The following is a 19,420-nucleotide window of genomic DNA, read 5'->3' as shown; positions in this document are numbered from 1 at the left end:
ACTATTATTATTTTTTGTCGGGAAAGCTAAGAAAGATATTTGTCGTGTTAAGAATGTGAGCATGGCTGAAATTATTCATGATAACGCTGAAACCTTCGTTATTGCGTCATCCGGTAACGGGCTTTGTCATTATTTCAAAGGTTATTACCGGTACGCCTCGGCATGCTGTGAGCTGAACCTGTCAGCTCACACTGATGGGGGAATTTGCATCCTGAGATGCCTTTGAACTGACCCGACAACTCCTGACATTGAGGACACTATGGCAAAGGGTGATGTCACTCCACTGACGTTTACATCTGAAATTGACCCCGTCACACACGTTCGCGTGGTCCGGCTAACCCCGCGGGGTCGTATTTTTCACCGCAACTACTTCTATCAGAAGTGCTTCCTGCAGAGGGGCACGCAGCTGCTGATTGGCGGCGTCGATGATGGCAACTGGAACTACTGGCTGCTGGATCTGCAACAGCATACCCTGCGTCAACTGACGGAAGGGCCGGGTGACAACAGCTTTGATGGCTTTATCACCGAAGATGACAGTGCCCTGATCTTTATGCGTCACAACCGCCATATTGTGAGGGTTGAGTTGGACACTCTACGTGAAGAGGTGCTCTACGAGTTGCCCGCACAGTGGGTCAGCACCAGCGCCTGGGCACCGGACAGCACTGGCAGCAAGATGATCGGCATGTCGCTGTCAGCGGATACCTGGATCCCGCTGAACGACTGGAATGATTTCCAACGGCAGTATCACCTGAACCCGGCCACCCGCTGCGAGGTTATCGATCTTGCCACCGGGCATTCGGAGGTGCTGTTTGAAGAGCCGCGCTGGCTAGGCCACCCCGGTTTTCGTCCGAATGACACCAATACCATCATGTACTGTCATGAAGGGCCGCATGACCTGATTCGCAACCGCATCTGGCTGTACGATCGCCAGACCGGCCTCCCGGCACCGGTTAGCCAGCCTGAAGCCGAAACCTTTACCCATGAATTCTGGGTGCCTGACGGTTCGCGCATTGTTTTCGTCTCGCTGAATAAAGAGACGCATCAGCGCCATATCTGCCAGACGCCGGCCGGCAGCGCGCAGAGCGAGAAGGTGATGGAAATGCCTGCCTGTTCGCACCTGATGAGTAACTACGACGGATCGCTACTGGTTGGCGACGGCTGCGGTACGCCGGTTGATTTAACCGATGAGGGCGGCTACACGGCGTTAACCGACCCGTGGCTCTACCTGTTTGAGCCTGACCAAAAGCAGACGCGAAAAATTACCCGTCACGACACCTCCTGGCGCGTCATCGACGGCCAGTGCCAGGCGAGCCACCCGCACCCCTCTTTTAGCCCGGATTTAAGCCACGTGCTCTACACCTCTGACCGCGATGGCCTGCCCGCCGTCTATCTGGCGGATATTGCCCCTTTACTGAAAGGAAGCTCGAAATGAAAAAGATTGCCTTCTCGTTAATGCTCGCCTGTAGCGGCATGCTGTGCACGGCCCCGGCGTTTGCGGACGACAGCGACACGGTGACGTTGCGCGTGGCCTGGTGGGGCGCAAACTCCCGCCACCAGAACACCCTGAAAACCATTCGCGCCTTTGAGCAGGCGCATCCGAATATCAAGGTGAAAGCGGAGTACACCGGCTGGGATGGTTTTGTATCACGTCTTTCCACGCAGATTGCCGGAAAGAATGAACCGGATGTGATGCAACTCGACTGGAGCTGGATTCAGGTGTTCTCACGCTCGGGCAACGGCTTTTACGACCTCAACCAGCTGAGCAAAGAGGTGGGGCTGGATAACTATGCGGGCAAGCTCGGCACCGTAACCGTCAATGGCAAAGTGCAGGGGCTGCCGGTGTCGCTGGTGGCGCCCATTCTTTACTACAACACGGAAACCTGGAAGAAGGCTGGGTTGGCTTACCCAAAAACCTGGGATGAACTCTTTGCCGCCGGACACGTGTTTAAACAGAAGCTCGGCGATAACTACTACCCGGCGATCGTTACCACCTCAATGGAACTTATTAACTCGTGGATGGTGCAGAAGTACAACCAGCCGATGCTTAATGAAAAAGGCGAGTTCACCTACAGCGAAGCCCAGTGGCTGGAGTTTGTGCAGCTCTACCAGAAACTGGTTGCCGAGCATGTTCTGCCAAGCCAGAAGTACATTCAATCTTTTGGCAAAGCACAGCCGTTTGAGATGAAACCGTGGATCAACGGCGAATTTGGCGGCTCGAACCTGATGAGCTCAGCGGTTGCCAAATATGAAGATACCCTGACGCCGCCGGCGAAGCTGGAAGTGGGGCCCTATCCGCTGCTACCGGGAGCAAAAGACGCAGGCTTATTTATCAAGCCATCGATGATCTTTGCCATCAGCCGTAACACGCAGCACCCGAAAGAGGCGGCGATGCTGCTTGATTTTATGGTCAACCAGCCGGAAGGGGTGCAGCTAATGGGGCTGGAACGGGGCTTCCCGGTCAGCAAAGCGGCGGCGGACTTCGTGGTGAAAACCAATATGGCGCAGCCAAACGACCCGGTGATCACCGGCCTGAAGCTGGTGGAAAGCATGCCGTCGGATAACGTCTACGTCTCGCCGTACTTCAAAAACCCGGAGATCGAACAGTATTGGCTGGATCTCACCCAGCGGATCGACTACGGCAAAATCAGCGCTGAAGATGCAGCAAAAGAGTTTGAACGCACGGCGAAGCGCGCGCTGCGTAAACATGCACCGACGAAGTAAGGGGAGTTCATGGAGAGGAAACAACTGCAGTTTAGCGCTGATGAAACGGTGCTGATGACCGAAAAGCTGATCGATGCGCTGGTGAATATTCGCGACGAAAACGGCGCATTCCTGATGACGCTGGCCGACGGGCGCGTGGTTGACACCAAAGGCTGGGGCGGCTGGGAATGGACCCACGGCGTGGGGCTGTACGGGCTCTGGCAGTACTGGCAGCAAACCCGCGACCCGCGCTGGCTGGCGATTATCGAACAGTGGTTTACGGACCGTTTCCGTGAAGGTACGCCAACCAAAAACGTCAATACCATGGCGCCAATGCTGACGCTGGCCTCAGTGTATGAAGAGAACGGCTACACGCCGTGGAAGCGCTATATCGAATGCTGGGCTAACTGGGTGATGTACGAGATGCCGCGCACCGAGCTGGGTGGGCTGCAGCATATGACCTTTAACTATGCGCACCATCAGCAGCTGTGGGATGACACGCTGATGATGAGCGTGATGCCGCTGGCGAAAGCGGGCCTGGTGCTGAATCGCCCGGAATGGGTTGAGGAGGCCAAACGGCAGTTCCTGCTGCACTCGCAGTATCTGTGCGATGCGCCAACGGGGCTGTGGTACCACGGCTGGAATTTCGAAGGCCGACATCACTATGCCAAAGCGCTGTGGGGGCGCGGCAATAGCTGGGTGACGGTGGCGATCCCTGACTTTATCGAGATGCTTGACCTCCCGCAGGGCGACCCGGTGCGCGAGTTCTTGTTAGGGCAGCTTTCGCGTCAGGTCGCCGCGCTGGCGGAGCGTCAGGATAAAGAGAGCGGGCTTTGGCATACGCTGCTGGACGATCCTACCTCCTACCTGGAATCTTCCGCCTCAGCAGGTTTTGCCTACGGCATTCTGAAGGCCGTGCGTAAGCGTTATATCGATAAACGCTTCCTGGCGACCGGGGTGGCGGCGGCAGAAGGGGTTATGCGCCAGATTACCCCGCAGGGCGAGTTGGCAAACGTCTCCTTCGGTACCGGAATGGGCAAAGATCTTGACTACTACCGCAATATCGAACGCACCTCTATGCCATACGGGCAGGCAATGGCGATGCTGGCGCTGATCGAGTATCAGAATCTGTTTATCTAAGCCGCAACGGCTCCTGGTCTCAGGACTGGAGAGCCGTACGGTGGTTTATCAGCGGGAACAGCCCGTACTTGCGTACCGTGCGCGGCGGCATGCCGAAAAAGAGTTTGAAGCGATGGGAGAAGTAGTTGCTGTCGTTAAAACCGCACAGGTAGGCGATATCGGTAATGGACTGCTCCGAAGTGACTAACAGATTCATCGCATGGCATAAGCGGACGTGGGTGATGTAATCATTGGGCGTCAGGGCGGTAATCGATTGAACTTTTCGCTCCAGCATCCGTTTTTGGATATTAAATTTTTGTGCCAGATAATCAATGCTCAATTGATCATTTGCATAATTGTGATGCAAATAATTTAGCAAATAGATAATTGAATCTTCCTTGGCACAGCGATGCGCGGTTTGACTCACATGACCACGCTGTAAAAATACAGCGAGTTGCGTAAATAACGTTTCCAGCATAATGGAACGCCAGGCTAAATCTTTGTTTAATTCTTCGTTTAATAGGTTGGTATAAAATGCACTATGTACGATGGTTTGATGGGTGGCCATAAATTGTTTATTTGGCGCGAAGTCAGCTATCAACGTCAGCAGCGTCTCGGTGAGAAAATCCGGATGAATGAGAATATTGAGCAGCGACAGTTTTTCAACCTTCTCAAAATAATGCTCTTCATTCGGCGAGACGATAAATACCGAGCCACAGCTGATAGGCCACGAGATCCCGTCAATGACGTGCATCCCACTGCCGGATGAGACGCAGACCATTTCGTAAAAATCATGGGCATGCAGCGGACAGACATCCTGGTCAGCGATGTGCTTAATCATCAGTGACGCATTTTCAGGGAAATAGGTGGCATGACGACGTAAAGCCATAACAATTGCCTTCAGAAGAGAGATTATTTTCCGACTATAGGTTTTAATCTTTAAAAAATGAAATGTTTTTTCATTATTCTGCTGGAGTTCACAGCTAAAATTAATCAAATAATATTAAATGTGATAAAGATCACTGTGCGAACCGTTAACGCGGCATCGTTGCGTAAGATGTCTTTATTATATTAGAGGAATCTATGAACGAGAATAAGTTATTAGGGCTGGCATGGATCTCACCGTACATAATAGGGTTGGTGGTGTTTACCGCCTTTCCCTTTATTTCATCTTTTTTATTGAGTTTTACTCAATACGATTTAATGAGTCCGCCGGAATTTAACGGCATTGAAAACTATCGCTACATGCTGACGGAAGACCCTCTATTCTGGAAATCCATGGCGGTGACCTTTGTCTACGTATTCCTGACCATTCCCGTCAAGCTAGCGTTTGCGCTGGGCATTGCCTTCGTACTCAATTTCAAACTGCGGGGCATCGGTTTCTTTCGCACCGCGTACTACATCCCGTCGATTCTCGGCAGTTCGGTAGCCATTGCGGTTTTATGGCGAGCGCTGTTTGCCATCGACGGCCTGTTCAACAGCATGCTGGGGGCGATCGGTGTCGATCCGATCAACTGGCTGGGTGAACCCTCGCTGGCGCTGATTTCCGTTACGCTGCTGCGCGTCTGGCAATTTGGCTCGGCGATGGTCATCTTCCTCGCGGCGCTGCAAAACGTCCCGCAGTCGCAGTATGAAGCGGCGATGATTGACGGCGCGTCGAAATGGCAGATGTTCCTTAAGGTGACGGTACCGCTGATTACGCCGGTAATCTTCTTTAACTTCATCATGCAAACCAGCGGCACTTTCCAGGAATTTACCGGGCCGTACGTGATTACCGGCGGGGGGCCGACTTACTACACCTACCTGTTCTCGCTCTACATCTACGATACCGCATTTAAATATTTTGATATGGGTTACGGCGCTGCGCTGGCGTGGGTTCTGTTCCTGGTGGTGGCTGCCTTTGCCGCCGTGGCTTTCAAATCATCGAAATACTGGGTTTTCTACTCCGCCGATAAGGGAGGCAAAAATGGCTGATCTGCACACCATGTCCGTGACCGAGCAGGAGGCCGCACGTGAAGTGGCGCGCACGCTGCGCCGCGAAAAAGTGAGTCGGTCGCTGCGTTATACCATTCTGCTGGTGGTCGGGCTGATGATGCTCTACCCGCTGGCGTGGATGTTCTCAGCATCGTTTAAGCCGAACCATGAAATCTTCACCACCCTCAATCTCTGGCCGGTCCATGCCACCTGGGATGGGTTTATCAACGGCTGGAAAACGGGAACGGAATACGACTTCGGTCATTACATGATTAACACCTTCAAATATGTGATTCCGAAGGTGATTCTGACCATTGTCTCTTCGACCATCGTGGCCTACGGCTTTGCCCGCTTCGAGATCCCATGGAAGACATTCTGGTTTGCGACGCTGATTGCCACCATGCTGCTGCCGAGCACCGTGCTGCTGATCCCGCAGTACCTGATGTTCCGCGAAATGGGCATGCTCAACAGCTATCTGCCACTGTATCTGCCGACGGCGTTTGCTACCCAAGGCTTCTTCGTCTTTATGCTGATTCAGTTCCTGCGCGGCGTGCCGCGTGACATGGAAGAGGCGGCGCAGATTGACGGCTGTAACTCCTGGCAGGTGCTGTGGTACGTGGTGGTGCCGATCCTCAAACCGGCGATTATTTCGGTAGCACTGTTCCAGTTTATGTGGTCGATGAACGACTTTATCGGCCCGTTGATCTACGTCTACAGCGTGGACAAATATCCAATTGCCCTGGCGCTCAAAATGTCCATCGACGTGACCGAAGGTGCGCCGTGGAACGAAATTCTGGCAATGGCGAGCATCTCGATTCTGCCGTCAATCATTGTCTTCTTCCTGGCGCAGCGCTACTTCGTCCAGGGTGTCTCCAGCAGCGGAATTAAAGGTTAAGAGGGAACTATCATGGCTGAAGTGATTTTCAACAAACTGGAAAAAGTGTACTCCAACGGCTTCAAAGCGGTACATGGTATCGACCTCAAGATTGCGGAAGGGGAGTTTATGGTGATTGTCGGCCCGTCCGGCTGCGCCAAATCGACCACCCTACGCATGCTGGCGGGGCTGGAAACCATCAGCGGTGGGGAGGTGCGCATTGGCGAGAAGATAGTCAACAACCTGCCGCCAAAAGAGCGCGGGATTGCGATGGTGTTCCAGAACTATGCGCTTTATCCGCACATGACGGTGCGCGAAAACCTGGCGTTTGGCCTGAAGCTGAGCAAGCTGCCGAAAGCGCAGATTGCCGCACAGGTGAACGAAGCAGCGAAAATTCTTGAACTGGAGGATTTACTCGACCGTCTGCCGCGCCAGCTCTCCGGCGGCCAGGCGCAGCGCGTGGCGGTGGGCCGCGCGATTGTAAAAAAGCCGGACGTGTTCCTGTTCGATGAACCGCTGTCGAACCTCGATGCCAAGCTGCGCGCTTCAATGCGTATTCGTATCTCCGATCTGCATAAATCGCTCAAACGTTCCGGGAAACCGGCGACTACCGTCTACGTTACCCACGACCAGACCGAAGCGATGACCATGGGCGACCGTATCTGCGTGATGAAACTTGGCCATATTATGCAGGTCGATACGCCGGATAATCTCTATCACTATCCGCAAAATATGTTCGTGGCCGGGTTTATTGGCGCGCCGGAGATGAACATCAAACCGGCCAGCCTCGTGCGTAAAGACGATGGGCTGCACATCACCGTCGGCCACGACACGCTGCCGCTTAACGCGCAGCAGCAGGAGAAGGTGGCGCACTACGTCGATAAAGCGGTCTGCTTCGGAATTCGCCCCGAGTACGTTCACGTCTCAACGCAGCCGTTTGCTGAAGGCGGTGGTCGGGGTACGCTTATCCGCGTTGAGAATATGGGCCACGAGTTCTTTCTTTACATGCAGGTGGGTGAGTTTGAACTGACGGCGCGGATGCCTTCCGATCAGGTGAAGCCGATTCTGGATGCCGGGCTGAATAGCCAGGTGTGGTTCCGCTTTGAGATGGCGAAATGCCATATTTTTGATGCCGGGAGCGAGCTGAATATTTCACTTTAAGCAGAGGGAATAAAGAGGTCGCCGTTTAGTGATAAACGGCGACTACGGCCTTATTTATTGAGCAGATGTCCCATTTTGGCCGCTTTGGTATCGAGATAGTGGGCATTTTTCGGGTTACGGCCCACGATCAGCGGCACACGTTCAACGATATTGATGCCCGCTTCGGTCAGGATCTCGACCTTTTTCGGGTTGTTGGTCAGCAGACGCACGGCGTCTACGCCCAGCAGTTTAAACATATCGGCGCACAGGGTGAAATCACGCTCGTCGGCGGCGAAACCGAGCTGATGGTTTGCCTCAACGGTGTCATAGCCCTGATCCTGCAGCGCGTAGGCGCGGATTTTATTGAGCAGACCGATGTTACGGCCTTCCTGACGATGGTACAGCAGGATCCCACGACCTTCTTCCGCAATGTGCGACAGCGCGGCTTCAAGCTGGAAACCACAATCACAGCGCAGGCTGAAAAGCGCATCGCCGGTCAGACACTCAGAGTGAACCCGCGACAGCACCGGCGTTTGCCCGGTAATATCACCAAAAACCAGCGCGACGTGGTCGTGCCCGGTTGCCAGTTCTTCAAAGCCCACCATCAGGAAATCGCCCCAAGGGGTTGGCAGTTTGGCTTCTGCCACTCGTTTAAGCTGCATGTGATTCTCCAGATTATCTCAGCGCGATCAGCGCCTTCTGTTTTCCTTATTTTGCCACAACGTGCTTTACTTCACCTAATTGTGCGCGGGTGACCGCTCGTAAAGCGCACAAATTTGACACTTTATCCTTAGGTTGGACGATGACATTGATGCAAGAAGGAAGAGAAATGCGCACCATTGCGGGACGAACGACCATTGCCGCAGCACTATTGCTACTGATGCCGCTGGCGGTGTGGCTTTCTGGCTGGCAGTGGCTACCAGCGCCGAGCGGATGGGGGCTACATGCGCTGTATGCGATAACGGAAACCGTGACCCAGCCGTGGGGTATTCTTACCCATCTGTTGCTGTGCGCGTTGGTTATCACAATGTTGCGGCCTGGATGGCGCAATGCGATTATCCTGGTTCTGGTACTCAGCGCGACCGTGCTGCTGGGTCAGGGGGCGAAATCGCTGGTGAAAGAGCAGGTGCAGGAACCGCGGCCTTTTGTCGTCTGGCTGGAAAAAACGCAGCAAATTCCCGTCGCACAGTTCTACACTTTAAAGCGTAAAGAAAGGGCGGCGCTGGTGAAAGAACAGCTGGCGCAACAAAATGATATTCCCGGCTTTTTACGCCATCACTGGCAAAAAGAGACCGGATTTGCCTTTCCCTCTGGTCACACCATGTTTGCGGCGACCTGGGCACTGCTGATGGTGGGGCTGCTATGGCCGCGTCGTCAGGTGCTGACGGTGGCGCTGGCGATGGCCTGGGCGATAGGCGTGATGGGCAGTCGTCTGCTGTTGGGCATGCACTGGCCGCTGGATCTGATGGTGGCGACGGTGATGTCGTGGCTGTTGGCAACGGTGGCCTGTTGGCTAGTGCGCTATTGGTGTGGGCCGCTGGAAAAAACGGCATAAACGCGGGCGCGGCGAAGAGAATTCAGGGAAAAGGGTTGATTTCCATCGTGGCTAACCACAGATCTAAACCTCTCGGTGCGCTTTTCCATTTCGTCGTCGCGGTGAAGATGTTATTTTATAAGGCTGGGTGCGGTGTCGACACTGCCAAAGCCACATAACGGGAAGTCATGTGAAATACCTACTCATTTTCTTATTGGTGTTAGCGATTTTTGTCATTTCGGTGACGTTGGGTGCACAAAACGATCAGCTGGTCACCTTTAACTACCTGCTTGCTCAGGGCGAATTCAGAATATCTACGCTGCTGGCGGTGCTGTTTGCCGTGGGTTTCGCGATTGGCTGGCTGGTCTGTGGCCTGTTCTGGCTGCGCGTACGCGTCTCGCTGATGCGCGCTGAACGTAAAATCAAAAGACTCGAACATCAAATGACGCCCGACGCGACGGCTCCGGTAACTCCGGCCGTTCCGGCGGCGAAGGAATAATTACATGCTGGAGTTGTTGTTTCTGCTTTTACCCGTAGCAGCAGCCTATGGCTGGTATATGGGCCGCAGAAGTGCACAACAGTCCAAACAGGACGAAGCGAACCGCTTGTCGCGTGACTACGTGGCAGGGGTGAACTTTCTTTTAAGCAACCAGCAGGATAAAGCGGTTGACCTGTTCCTCGACATGCTCAAAGAGGATACCGGCACCGTGGAAGCTCACCTGACGCTGGGCAACCTGTTCCGCTCGCGCGGCGAGGTTGACCGCGCTATCCGTATTCACCAGACGCTGATGGAAAGCGCTTCACTGACCTACGACCAGCGCCTGCTGGCGGTGCAGCAGCTGGGCCGCGACTATATGGCCGCCGGGCTGTATGACCGCGCCGAAGATATGTTCAACCAACTGGTGGACGAAACCGACTTCCGCATTAGCGCGCTGCAGCAGTTGCTGCAAATCTACCAGGCCACCAGCGACTGGCAAAAGGCTATCGATACCGCCGAGCGCCTGGTGAAGCTGGGTAAAGATAAGCATCGCGGCGACATCGCTCACTTCTGGTGCGAGCTGGCGCTACAGCAAATGGGTAATGACGATCTCGATAAAGCCATGTCGCTGCTCAAGCGCGGCGCGGCGGCCGACCCGTCGAGCGCGCGAGTGTCCATCATGATGGGGCGCGCGTGGATGGCAAAAGGCGACTACACCAAAGCGATGGACAGCCTGCTGCGAGTGATTGACCAGGACAAAGAGCTGGTCAGCGAAACGCTGGAAATGCTGCAAACCTGCTATCAGCAGCTCGGCAAAGACAAAGAGTGGGAGCATTTCCTCCAGCGCTGCGTGGAAGAGAACACCGGCGCCACGGCGGAGCTGATGCTGGCGCAGGTGATGGAGCAGAGCAAAGGCGGAGAAGCGGCGCAAACCTACGTGACGCGCCAACTGCAGCGTCACCCTACCATGCGCGTGTTCCACAAGCTAATGGACTACCACCTTAACGAGGCGGAAGAAGGGCGCGCGAAAGAGAGCCTGATGGTGCTGCGTGACATGGTCGGCGAACAGGTGCGCAGCAAGCCGCGCTACCGCTGCCAGAAGTGCGGCTTTACCGCCTACACGCTTTACTGGCACTGCCCATCCTGCCGCTCCTGGTCGACCATTAAGCCGATTCGCGGGCTGGACGGCCAATAATTTCTAAAGAATAACCCGCTTATACCCTAAATAATTCGAGTTGCAGGAAGGCGGCAAGGGAGTGAATCCCCAGGAGCTTACTCTAGTAGGTGACTGGGGTGAGCCAACGCACCTGCAACTTGAAGTATGACGGGTATAGTTACAACATACTTTAATTTCCCCTTCGTTTATCCCTCGGCATTGTGCCTGTCCGGTCTCGCAGGTAGAATGCTGCCCGTTTACCTTTTCCGCACCCCGCGTGCCCATCAATAAGAAGGTCCAGTCATGTCCGTTGCTTCATCTTCTTCTCATGTTGTCACCACCTCTCCCGTTGTTGTTGCCCTTGACTACAATAATCGTGACAACGCGCTCGCCTTTGTTGACCGCATTGACCCGCGTGACTGCCGCTTAAAAGTGGGCAAAGAGATGTTTACGCTGTTTGGCCCGCAGTTTGTGCGTGACCTGCAGCAGCGTGGCTTTGAGATTTTCCTGGACCTGAAATTCCACGATATTCCTAACACCACCGCCCATGCGGTTGCCGCGGCGGCAGATCTGGGCGTCTGGATGGTAAACGTACACGCATCAGGCGGGGCACGGATGATGACCGCCGCGCGTGAAGCGCTGACGGCGTTTGGCGCCGATGCGCCGCTGCTGATTGCGGTTACCGTGCTGACCAGCATGGAGTCCAGCGATCTGCAGGATCTTGGCATTGCGCTCTCTCCGGCGGAGTACGCCTTGAAGCTGGCAACGCTGACCAAAAACTGTGGTCTGGATGGCGTGGTGTGCTCGGCACAGGAAGCGGTTCGCTTTAAGCAGGAACTGGGCCAGGCGTTTAAGCTGGTGACCCCGGGCATTCGCCCAACCGGCAGCGAAGCCGGCGATCAGCGCCGCATCATGACGCCAGAGCAAGCGCTGACCGCAGGCGTTGACTATATGGTTATCGGTCGCCCAGTCACGCAGTCTGCCGACCCAGCGCAAACTCTGCGCGACATTAATGCATCACTGAATCTGGGGGCCTAATGAGCGACAACAACAGTCGTCTGGTTTACTCGACGGAAACCGGCCGTATCGATGAGCCTAAAGCCGCCGTGGTGCGCCCGAAAGGCGACGGCGTGGTCAGAATTCAGCGCCAGACCAGCGGGCGTAAAGGGAAGGGCGTTTGTCTTATCACCGGCATCGATTTGAACGACGATGAGTTGACCAAACTGGCCGCCGAGCTGAAAAAGAAATGCGGCTGCGGCGGCGCGCTGAAAGACGGCGTGATTGAAATTCAGGGCGACAAGCGCGATTTGCTCAAAACGCTGCTGGAAGCCAAAGGGATGAAGGTCAAGCTGGCTGGCGGTTAATTACCGGATGGCGGCGATGCCTTATTTGGCCTCCCCATCCTGTAGCCCCGGCAAGTCCATGCGACCCCGGGAATTTCACCATTGCTCACGGTGAAATAAAAAGGGCCCCGATTCTCATCGGAGCCCTGATATTCGAATTGCGGTTTATTTGCCGACCTGGTGGCCGATAATACCACCTACCGCCGCGCCGCCCAGCGTACCCAGCGCGCTACCGTCCGTTAACACTGCACCACCGATTGCACCTGCACCGGCACCCAGCGCGGTATTACGGTCACGTTTGGACCAGTTAGAACATGCACTCAGCGACATTACCAGCGTTACCGCTAAAACAGCAGCAGTCATTTTTTTCATTGAAGTCATTTTTTTCTCCTGAATATTCTATTCACGGAAAAAGCCCTTTAACTATAGCAGTTGCCACCAGTACTCAGTGCGTATTCCGTGAAACTTGTTGCGCAGGTTGTAAATTTTGTTGCTAAAAGTCACGCAAGTGATAGTTACTTCCTGTTATATCGCTAACATTAATTTTACGAATTTGTGATGTAAGTTCCAGGGAAAAAGTCTTAATTCCGGCGTAGGAAAAGTCTCATAGCGAAGCGGGGTAAAAACGGGGGGGGGGGAGATAAAATGGTAAAAACCCGACGCCAGAAGGCATCGGGCGGGCGATTAAGGGCGCTTGACGATATTCACGGTAAGCCCGGTTTGCTCAAGCTGCAGCTGCTTTTCCGTGGACAAATTGTCGTCGGTAATCAAACGATTGAAGTGGCTCATTGGCCCGAGCGGATACGGATGGGTAGCACCAAACTTAGAGCTGTCGGTCAGAACGATAGCTTCGCTGCCTTTCTCCAGCACCGCGTTAACAATATCGGCTCGCATCATGTCGCGACCGGTGAAGCCGGTCTCCGGCTGCCAGCCGTCAATACCGATAAACGCTTTGCTGAAATGTACCTGCTGGATGTACTGACGCGTCAGCGGGCCAACCATGCTTTCGCTCTTCTTCTGGTAGATCCCGCCAAGCAGAATAACTTCACCCGGAGTCTCTTTCAGCAGGTGCGCGATATAGCTGCTCACGGTGATGATGGTAATGTCCGGCTGCTTTGCCAGTTCGCGCGCCAGCAGCGCATTGCTGCTGCCGTTCTCAATAAACACCGTTTCACCCGGACGCACCAGCGAGGCCGCAAAGGCTGCCAGTTCGCGCTTGAGCGCAAAGTTGTTCATCATGCGCGTTTCCACATCTTCGCTGTCCAGAGGAACGGCGAAACCGTGGGTACGTCTCAGGTAGCTCTGCTTTTCCAGCAGATTCAGATCCTGACGAATGGTGACTTCGGAAACGCCGGTCATTTTCGCCAAATCGGCGACGCTCATGCGGCCTTTATCGATCACCAGTTGTAATATGGTTTGCTGTCGGGAATTCATAATCAATGCATCAATTTTTTAAGGCGAGGGCGGATGTTGTGATTAACCCGCCGCTCGCAGGGCGAATGGTGTCAGATTTCCCACGGGGATTTTGGCTGACCTGTTCTGCTGTCGCGTTCGTCTGCCGCGTAGGCCAGTAATTCCGCTTTTAATATCTCAAGATTATTGATTGCGGAATGGGTGTCGCCACCGACGAGAATATCAAGTACGGTATCAATACGTTGGGCTACCTGGCGCGCATCGAGCTCGGACATAGTGGGATCCTGTTGAGAAATTCGATTGAAATCAATGATGCAAAATTTACTGGCAAAAGAGAAGTGAAAAAATGGCTTACCTTATAACCCCGAATGCTCACTCAGCCAGCGCTCCAGTTCGGTGACGGGCATTGGGCGCGCAAAAAGGTAACCCTGTCGTTCATCTACGCCGTGCAGCTTCAAAAACGCATCGTCAGCCGCATCCTCGACGCCTTCCGCAATAATGCGCAAATTCAACGCTCGGGCCACGGCAATAATCGCCACTACCAGCGATTGGGAGACCGAATGGTCGTGCACGCTCTGCACAAAGATATGGTCCAGCTTGATAGTATCAATCGGGAAGCGGGCCAGCTGCGACAGCGATGAATAGCCGGTGCCGAAGTCATCGAGATGGATCTGCGCCCCGAGCGCGCGAAACTGTTCCATCACCGCCAGCGCCTGTTCGGCGTTATCGATAAGGCAGCTTTCGGTCAGCTCAATGTCGATCGGGCACTGCTCGAACCCCTGAGCGGCCATCGCCTGTTTCAGATCGCTGAAAATCGCATGATCGACCAGCTGCCTTGCAGAGACGTTAACCGCCACGCGCAGGTGAATGCCCCGGTCGCGCCACTGCGCCACCTGGCGAATCGCCTCCAGCATTACCCAGCGTCCCAGCGGCACAATCAGCCCGGACTCCTCGGCGTAGGAGATAAAATCCATCGGCGGGATGAGCCCACGCTCAGGAGAGTTCCAGCGCACCAGCGCCTCCAGGCTATGTACCTCGCCGTTTAAGTCCACCTTAGGCTGATAATAGATAACCAGTTGGTCGCACTGCAGGGCTTTGCGCAGGTTGGTATCCAGCCACAAATACTCGAATACCCGCAGGTTCATCTCCGGTTTAAAGACGCTAAAACGCCCGCGTCCATTCTCTTTGGCGGTGTACATCGCCGTGTCGGCGTTGCGAATCAAGCTCTCTCGGTCTTCGCCGTGCTGCGGGGCGACAGAGATGCCCAGCGAACAGCCGCTATAGACTTCAATCAGGCCGATGCGGAACGGATCGCGCAAGCGGGTCAGCACCCTGGATGCCATCGCCTCCAGTTCGCTCTGTGAGGTGTGAGTGGCAAGGACGATAAACTCATCGCCGCCCAGACGTGCGAGGGTCTGGTTCTCTTCCAGGCAGCTTAAAATCGACAGCGCCACCGACTGCAACAGCTGATCGCCAAAGACGTGCCCGTAGGCGTCGTTCACCTTCTTGAAGTTATCAAGATCGAAATAGACCAGGCCAACTTGTTCATCAGGCTGACGGCTTTCGATGGCGCTGCCAATCAGTTCATTGATGGCATGACGGTTGGGCAGGCCGGTGATGGTGTCGGTGTTTGCCAGCACTCGCAGACGCTCCTGCGCTTTGCGCTCCTCGGTAATGTCGGTGCCGGAACAGATAAGGTAGATCTCATTCTTACCGCTACCACTATGGACGAAGCGGTTGCGAAACAGAAACAGACGCGGTCCTTTGCGGGTTTTGATCCAACGTTCCACTTCATAGGGCCCGCCGTTACTAAAAAAACGGCTCACGTTCTCCCGCGCGGCGGCGGCTTCCGGCGCAGACATAAAAAGCTCAAACGCGGTTTTACCGATCACGTCCTGCTCTTTTACCCCGGTGTACTCTTCGCACAATCGGTTGAAGCGCTGAATTTTGCCTTCCCGGTCGAGAATAACAATCACCGAGTTCGCTTCGGACACCACCTGTTCGGCAAACAGCAGTCCCTGCAGCAGGTCGCGGGCCACGGAGGAGGTATCAAACCAGGAAGACGCTGTACCGGCCCATTCCGTACAGCTGACCTTGCGGCCAATAAGATGAATGGGCACATCATGGCCGTTGACCTGAATATTGACCGCCAGGCTTGAGGTGGTGACGCTCATGGTATGAATGCGCTGGGCATTTTCTTCGCTGAGGGGGATGGCGAGGTCGGAACCGGCGCCGGAATCAGGGTCTATGCTCAGGTAAAGAGTGGGTTCGGCACGCGACAAACGCCAGTAAAGACTGGTTTCACTGGGGGTTGGGTCGAGCAGATTTTGTGCCAGAGACTTCACCATGTGTGCTCCTCGTACACCAGCATTCGAATGTGTCCGAATCCAATACCATGGTATTCAGTGTGAACGTTTTTTGAAATTTCGCGTAGAAAAAAGAGGGTAGAGGTATAGAGGCGGGCAAAAAAAACGGCCCCCGAAGGAGCCGCTTAATACAGCGGATAACGCTTACGCCGCAGGGCGCGCAATCACGCTGCGAGTCTCCATGCGCACTTCCGCAATGGTGACATCAATGACGTCAGTGACCTTGTAGACCACTTCACCTTTGATCTGCACGGTGCCGCTCTCCTGGCTGCAAACCATCTCATCACGCACGGCGTGCAGGAATGGCGCTGGGATAAAGGCAACCGCGCCGTTATCCACCAGGCGTACGCGCATGCCGCCGCGGCTAACGTCGATGATTTCCGCTGCAAAGCGGGTATCTTTACCCGCCTGCGGATTCAGATAACGTGCGTACAGCCAGTCAGCGACATCACGTTCCGCCATGCGATTCAGGCGACGGCGCTCGGCCATCTGCACGGTCACATCGTCTTGCGGACGGGCAGCGCTCTCGCCTTTGATGATCGCTTTCAGCAGGCGATGGTTCACCATATCGCCGTACTTACGAATCGGTGAAGTCCAGGTCGCATATGCTTCCAGGCCTAAACCAAAGTGCGGGCCCGGGTCGATGCTGATTTCCGCAAATGACTGGAAGCGGCGAATACGGCTGTCGAGGAAGCCAGAAGGCTGAGCGTCAAGCTCGCGGCGCAGCTTGCAGAAACCGTCCAGGGTCAGCACTTCAACCGGGTCGACGTGAACGTCGTGGGTTTTCAGCAGCGCAGCCAGCGCTTCGGTGTTGTCTGGCGCAAAGCCGGTGTGGACGTTGTAGATACCAAAGCCCAGCTTGTCGCGCAGCACGCGAGCCGCGCAGATGTTGGCCGCAATCATCGACTCTTCAACGATGCGGTTAGCAATGCGGCGCGGTTCAGCGACGATATCCAGCACTTCGCCTTTCTCACCCAGCACGAAGCGGTAGTCAGGACGGTCTTTGAACACCAGCGCGTGAGTTTTACGCCATTCGCTACGAATCTGGCAAACGCGCTGCAGCAGAGTGATCTGACGCGCGATGGCGTCGGTCTGCGGCTTCCAGTCGCCGGTGTTTTCCAGCCAGTTGGAGACGTCGTCATAAACCAGTTTGGCTTTTGATTCGATGTTAGCGGCGAAGAACTCAATGTTGTCTTCGATGGTACCGTCGGCCGCCAGCGTCATGCGACAGGCCAGTACCGGGCGAACCACTTCCGCGCGCAGCGAGCAGAGATCGTCGGACAGCTCACGTGGCAGCATCGGGATGTTGAAGCCCGGCAGGTAGTTGGTGAAGGCGCGAATTTTCGCCGCGTCGTCCAGCTTGCTGCCTTCCACAATCCAGGCGGTCGGGTCGGCGATAGCCACGGTCAGCAGCAGCTTACCGTCGGCAGCTTCTTCCACAAACAGCGCATCATCCATATCTTCGGTGCTGGCGCTGTCGATGGTGACGAAGTCGAGGGCGGTCAAATCGCGACGCTCCAGACCTTCATCCTGCATTTCAGTTGCTACGCCGTTCGGCGCTTCTTTTTCCAGATTATGACGGGCGAGGGTAACCCACCACGGCACAAAGTGGTCGTCACCAAAGGTGATGAATTTGGTCAGCTCAGCGTAGAAGCTACGATCGCCTTTCAGCGGATGACGGCGCATTTCAGCAACGGCCCAGTCACCCTCTTTGAAATCATGTGTGACACCGCGTTCAGCGCGGCATGGAATGGCATCTTTTAACAGCGGATGATCAGGAACGATAGACAGTCTGTCATCCTTGCGGTGAATCTTACCGACAAAACGGGTCAGGAAAGGCTCAACCAATTCTTCCGGCTCGGCGCTCTCTTTCTCTTTTTCAGAGTGGATGACTGCGATAATACGGTCGCCGTGCATCACTTTTTTCATCTGCGGCGGCGGAATAAAATAGCTTTTCTGCGCGTCGACTTCGAGGAAACCGAAACCTTTTTCCGTGGCTTTTACGACCCCTTCAGCACGTGGCGTCTGGGAGTGAAGTTGCTGTTTTAGCTGCGCGAGCAGCGGGTTGTCCTGAAGCATATTGATCTATTTTCGTGGCCAAAAGAGCGGCTGACATTTTTACGCGAATCTATAGGTTGCAGCAAGCGCTCTTTCACCCTTTTACGTAACTTGTTGCGCGCTGCCAAGGGCGATGCGCAGGCGGTTTAGCCAGCCGCTCAATGCGCACCAGGCAAGCAGCGTGATGGCATCCGGCACCGAAAGACCTTGCTCGATGAGTGGCGTCAATTGGGCGGCGCTAAAACGGTCCGGCGCGCGGGTTAAAAGCTGCGTTGCCTGTGCCATCGCCCGCTCGCACGGATAGTGGTGACTCCAGGCCTGGATGGCGCGTTCACCGTTGCGTACCGCCTCTGGCAGGCCGCTGGCGCCTTGCCACTGGCTGCTGTAGTAATGAAAACAGCTCGCGCTGCCGTTGATGCGTGCCGGGATAAGCGACACCAGCGGCTGAAGGGGATGCGCGAAGGCGAGGGCGTCAATAAGCTCACCCAGTCCCTCCAGCAGCGTCTCCTCGGCGACCAGCGCGTTGGCCAGATCCGTGAGTTCGGGAAGTTGCTGCCAGCGTGCCAGCGCGTCACCCTGCGGAGTATTGGCCTGGTGCGTCGCGGTACTGACAAAGTCGGTATGCCACGGCGCGCTTTCACTGTGGAAGCGCTCAGCATCAGCATCTTCCTGCACCGGCATGCCGGGTATCCAGCGCACCGGGAAACCGAGATGCGCCTGGAAAATGGCGATAACGCGCGCCTGGAAGCCGACGAAGCCGACCACCTGGTTAATCAGAATAATATCGTGCGCGGTAAGCCCTACGGCGTCCAGTTGCTGACGTTCGCGCGGGGTGATCACCGACGGCGAACTGGCAAGTTGACGAGCGTATTGGGTTATTTGCGCCAGCCGATGGTTGCTTTCGCGCGATGAGTCCGGCCCCGGCAGCGGTGCCAGACGCGCGGCGTAGTGATTACACAGGCGTTGAACGCCGGAAACCTGTGCGACGGTTAGCGCAGTGCTCAAACGGTCGTAGGCACTGAAGGTGCGCAGGCGGTTGACGGTGACCACATCCGGGAACAGGGTTTGGGCGAACGTACGGGCAACGCGCAGCCAGCGCTGATTGGCGCTGTAGAGGGCGTCAGGTAACGTGAGGTCCAGTAAAAAACGGTCGTCAACGTGTGCGGCTTCGGGAACCAGCGGCATCACATCGCTGTGTTGGGCTCTCGACTGGGTTTCGTGATACCAGTGACTTTTGCCGTAAACGCGGCGTGGCTCCATGGGTA

19 protein-coding genes are annotated in these 19,420 nt (G+C 55.2%); 11 read left to right on the top strand and 8 right to left on the bottom strand.

The window, feature by feature from the left end; translation table 11 throughout:
* The first annotated feature begins 259 nt into the window (after positions 1–259).
* Genes ACLGE8_RS12655 through ACLGE8_RS12645 form a run of 3 tightly spaced genes read left to right on the top strand, consistent with a single transcriptional unit; the run spans position 260 to position 3,840 of the window.
* Positions 260–1,432 carry an oligogalacturonate lyase family protein gene (locus tag ACLGE8_RS12655; protein ID WP_410998905.1) on the top strand — a complete coding sequence of 391 codons (1,173 nt, stop codon included), beginning with the start codon at positions 260–262 and terminating at the stop codon, positions 1,430–1,432.
* Positions 1,429–2,721 carry an ABC transporter substrate-binding protein gene (locus tag ACLGE8_RS12650; RefSeq protein WP_410998903.1) on the top strand — a complete coding sequence of 431 codons (1,293 nt, stop codon included), beginning with the start codon at positions 1,429–1,431 and terminating at the stop codon, positions 2,719–2,721. Before ACLGE8_RS12655 ends, ACLGE8_RS12650 begins: the two co-directional genes overlap by 4 nt.
* Before the next feature lie 9 nt (positions 2,722–2,730).
* Positions 2,731–3,840: a glycoside hydrolase family 105 protein gene (locus ACLGE8_RS12645; RefSeq protein WP_410998901.1), complete on the top strand. Its 1,110-nt coding sequence runs from the start codon at positions 2,731–2,733 to the stop codon at positions 3,838–3,840.
* 19 nt (positions 3,841–3,859) lie between these two features.
* On the opposite strand, the gene ACLGE8_RS12640 is transcribed toward ACLGE8_RS12645, so the two are convergent.
* Positions 3,860–4,708: a helix-turn-helix domain-containing protein gene (locus tag ACLGE8_RS12640; protein ID WP_410998899.1), complete on the bottom strand. Its 849-nt coding sequence runs from the start codon at positions 4,706–4,708 to the stop codon at positions 3,860–3,862.
* Positions 4,709–4,902: 194 nt separating this feature from the next.
* Here ACLGE8_RS12640 and ACLGE8_RS12635 point away from each other — a divergent pair, with 194 nt between their 5' ends.
* The 3 genes from ACLGE8_RS12635 to ACLGE8_RS12625 are packed head-to-tail and all read left to right on the top strand — an operon-like array spanning position 4,903 to position 7,828.
* A complete protein-coding gene (locus ACLGE8_RS12635; RefSeq protein ID WP_035892909.1) occupies positions 4,903–5,793 on the top strand; it encodes a carbohydrate ABC transporter permease in 891 nt (296 codons plus the stop codon).
* Entirely contained in the window at positions 5,786–6,688 is a 903-nt protein-coding gene (locus ACLGE8_RS12630; protein WP_410998897.1) for a carbohydrate ABC transporter permease, read from the top strand. The genes ACLGE8_RS12635 and ACLGE8_RS12630 overlap by 8 nt, the downstream gene beginning before the upstream one ends.
* Before the next feature lie 12 nt (positions 6,689–6,700).
* A complete protein-coding gene (locus tag ACLGE8_RS12625; protein ID WP_410998895.1) occupies positions 6,701–7,828 on the top strand; it encodes an ABC transporter ATP-binding protein in 1,128 nt (375 codons plus the stop codon).
* A gap of 50 nt (positions 7,829–7,878) precedes the next feature.
* Here the strand turns inward: ACLGE8_RS12625 and ribA are convergent, their stop codons facing one another.
* Positions 7,879–8,469, bottom strand: coding sequence for a GTP cyclohydrolase II (gene ribA, locus ACLGE8_RS12620; RefSeq protein ID WP_185666043.1), 591 nt, complete (start codon positions 8,467–8,469; stop codon positions 7,879–7,881).
* Between the two features lie 167 nt (positions 8,470–8,636).
* Between ribA and pgpB the strand changes: the two genes are divergently transcribed.
* From pgpB to yciH, 5 genes are all read left to right on the top strand, one after another.
* Entirely contained in the window at positions 8,637–9,362 is a 726-nt protein-coding gene (gene pgpB / locus ACLGE8_RS12615; RefSeq protein ID WP_410998893.1) for a phosphatidylglycerophosphatase B, read from the top strand.
* 169 nt (positions 9,363–9,531) lie between these two features.
* Positions 9,532–9,840, top strand: coding sequence for a LapA family protein (locus ACLGE8_RS12610; RefSeq protein ID WP_410998891.1), 309 nt, complete (start codon positions 9,532–9,534; stop codon positions 9,838–9,840).
* 4 nt (positions 9,841–9,844) lie between these two features.
* The gene (gene lapB / locus ACLGE8_RS12605) at positions 9,845–11,014 is read left to right on the top strand and encodes a lipopolysaccharide assembly protein LapB (RefSeq protein ID WP_410998889.1); all 1,170 of its coding nucleotides are present in this window, start codon (positions 9,845–9,847) and stop codon (positions 11,012–11,014) included.
* A gap of 264 nt (positions 11,015–11,278) precedes the next feature.
* Positions 11,279–12,013: an orotidine-5'-phosphate decarboxylase gene (gene pyrF / locus ACLGE8_RS12600; RefSeq protein ID WP_410998887.1), complete on the top strand. Its 735-nt coding sequence runs from the start codon at positions 11,279–11,281 to the stop codon at positions 12,011–12,013.
* Positions 12,013–12,339 carry a stress response translation initiation inhibitor YciH gene (gene yciH / locus ACLGE8_RS12595; protein ID WP_185666047.1) on the top strand — a complete coding sequence of 109 codons (327 nt, stop codon included), beginning with the start codon at positions 12,013–12,015 and terminating at the stop codon, positions 12,337–12,339. The genes pyrF and yciH overlap by 1 nt, the downstream gene beginning before the upstream one ends.
* Before the next feature lie 144 nt (positions 12,340–12,483).
* On the opposite strand, the gene osmB is transcribed toward yciH, so the two are convergent.
* The 6 genes from osmB to ACLGE8_RS12565 all read right to left on the bottom strand — a co-directional run bounded on the left by osmB (position 12,484) and on the right by ACLGE8_RS12565 (position 19,415).
* Positions 12,484–12,699 (bottom strand): osmotically-inducible lipoprotein OsmB, encoded by a 216-nt coding sequence (gene osmB, locus ACLGE8_RS12590; protein ID WP_035896313.1) that lies wholly within the window; start codon positions 12,697–12,699, stop codon positions 12,484–12,486.
* Positions 12,700–13,002: 303 nt separating this feature from the next.
* Positions 13,003–13,752 (bottom strand): DNA-binding transcriptional regulator YciT, encoded by a 750-nt coding sequence (locus ACLGE8_RS12585; protein WP_185666048.1) that lies wholly within the window; start codon positions 13,750–13,752, stop codon positions 13,003–13,005.
* Positions 13,753–13,823: 71 nt separating this feature from the next.
* Entirely contained in the window at positions 13,824–14,006 is a 183-nt protein-coding gene (locus ACLGE8_RS12580) for a hypothetical protein (RefSeq protein ID WP_035896315.1), read from the bottom strand.
* Between the two features lie 81 nt (positions 14,007–14,087).
* A complete protein-coding gene (gene pdeR / locus ACLGE8_RS12575) occupies positions 14,088–16,079 on the bottom strand; it encodes a cyclic di-GMP phosphodiesterase (RefSeq protein ID WP_410998884.1) in 1,992 nt (663 codons plus the stop codon).
* Positions 16,080–16,241: 162 nt separating this feature from the next.
* On the bottom strand, positions 16,242–18,176 hold the full coding sequence (locus ACLGE8_RS12570) for an exoribonuclease II (RefSeq protein ID WP_410998882.1): 1,935 nt from the start codon (positions 18,174–18,176) through the stop codon (positions 16,242–16,244).
* An 81-nt stretch (positions 18,177–18,257) separates the two neighbouring features.
* Positions 18,258–19,415, bottom strand: coding sequence for a CMD domain-containing protein (locus ACLGE8_RS12565; protein ID WP_410998880.1), 1,158 nt, complete (start codon positions 19,413–19,415; stop codon positions 18,258–18,260).
* Positions 19,416–19,420 lie beyond the last annotated feature (5 nt).

This window comes from Kluyvera sp. 142486, from assembly GCF_046569695.1.
Taxonomy (GTDB): Bacteria; Pseudomonadota; Gammaproteobacteria; order Enterobacterales; family Enterobacteriaceae; genus Kluyvera.
The sequence above is the reverse complement of the archived record's forward strand: the minus strand, read 5'-3'. Positions and strand labels throughout refer to the sequence as shown.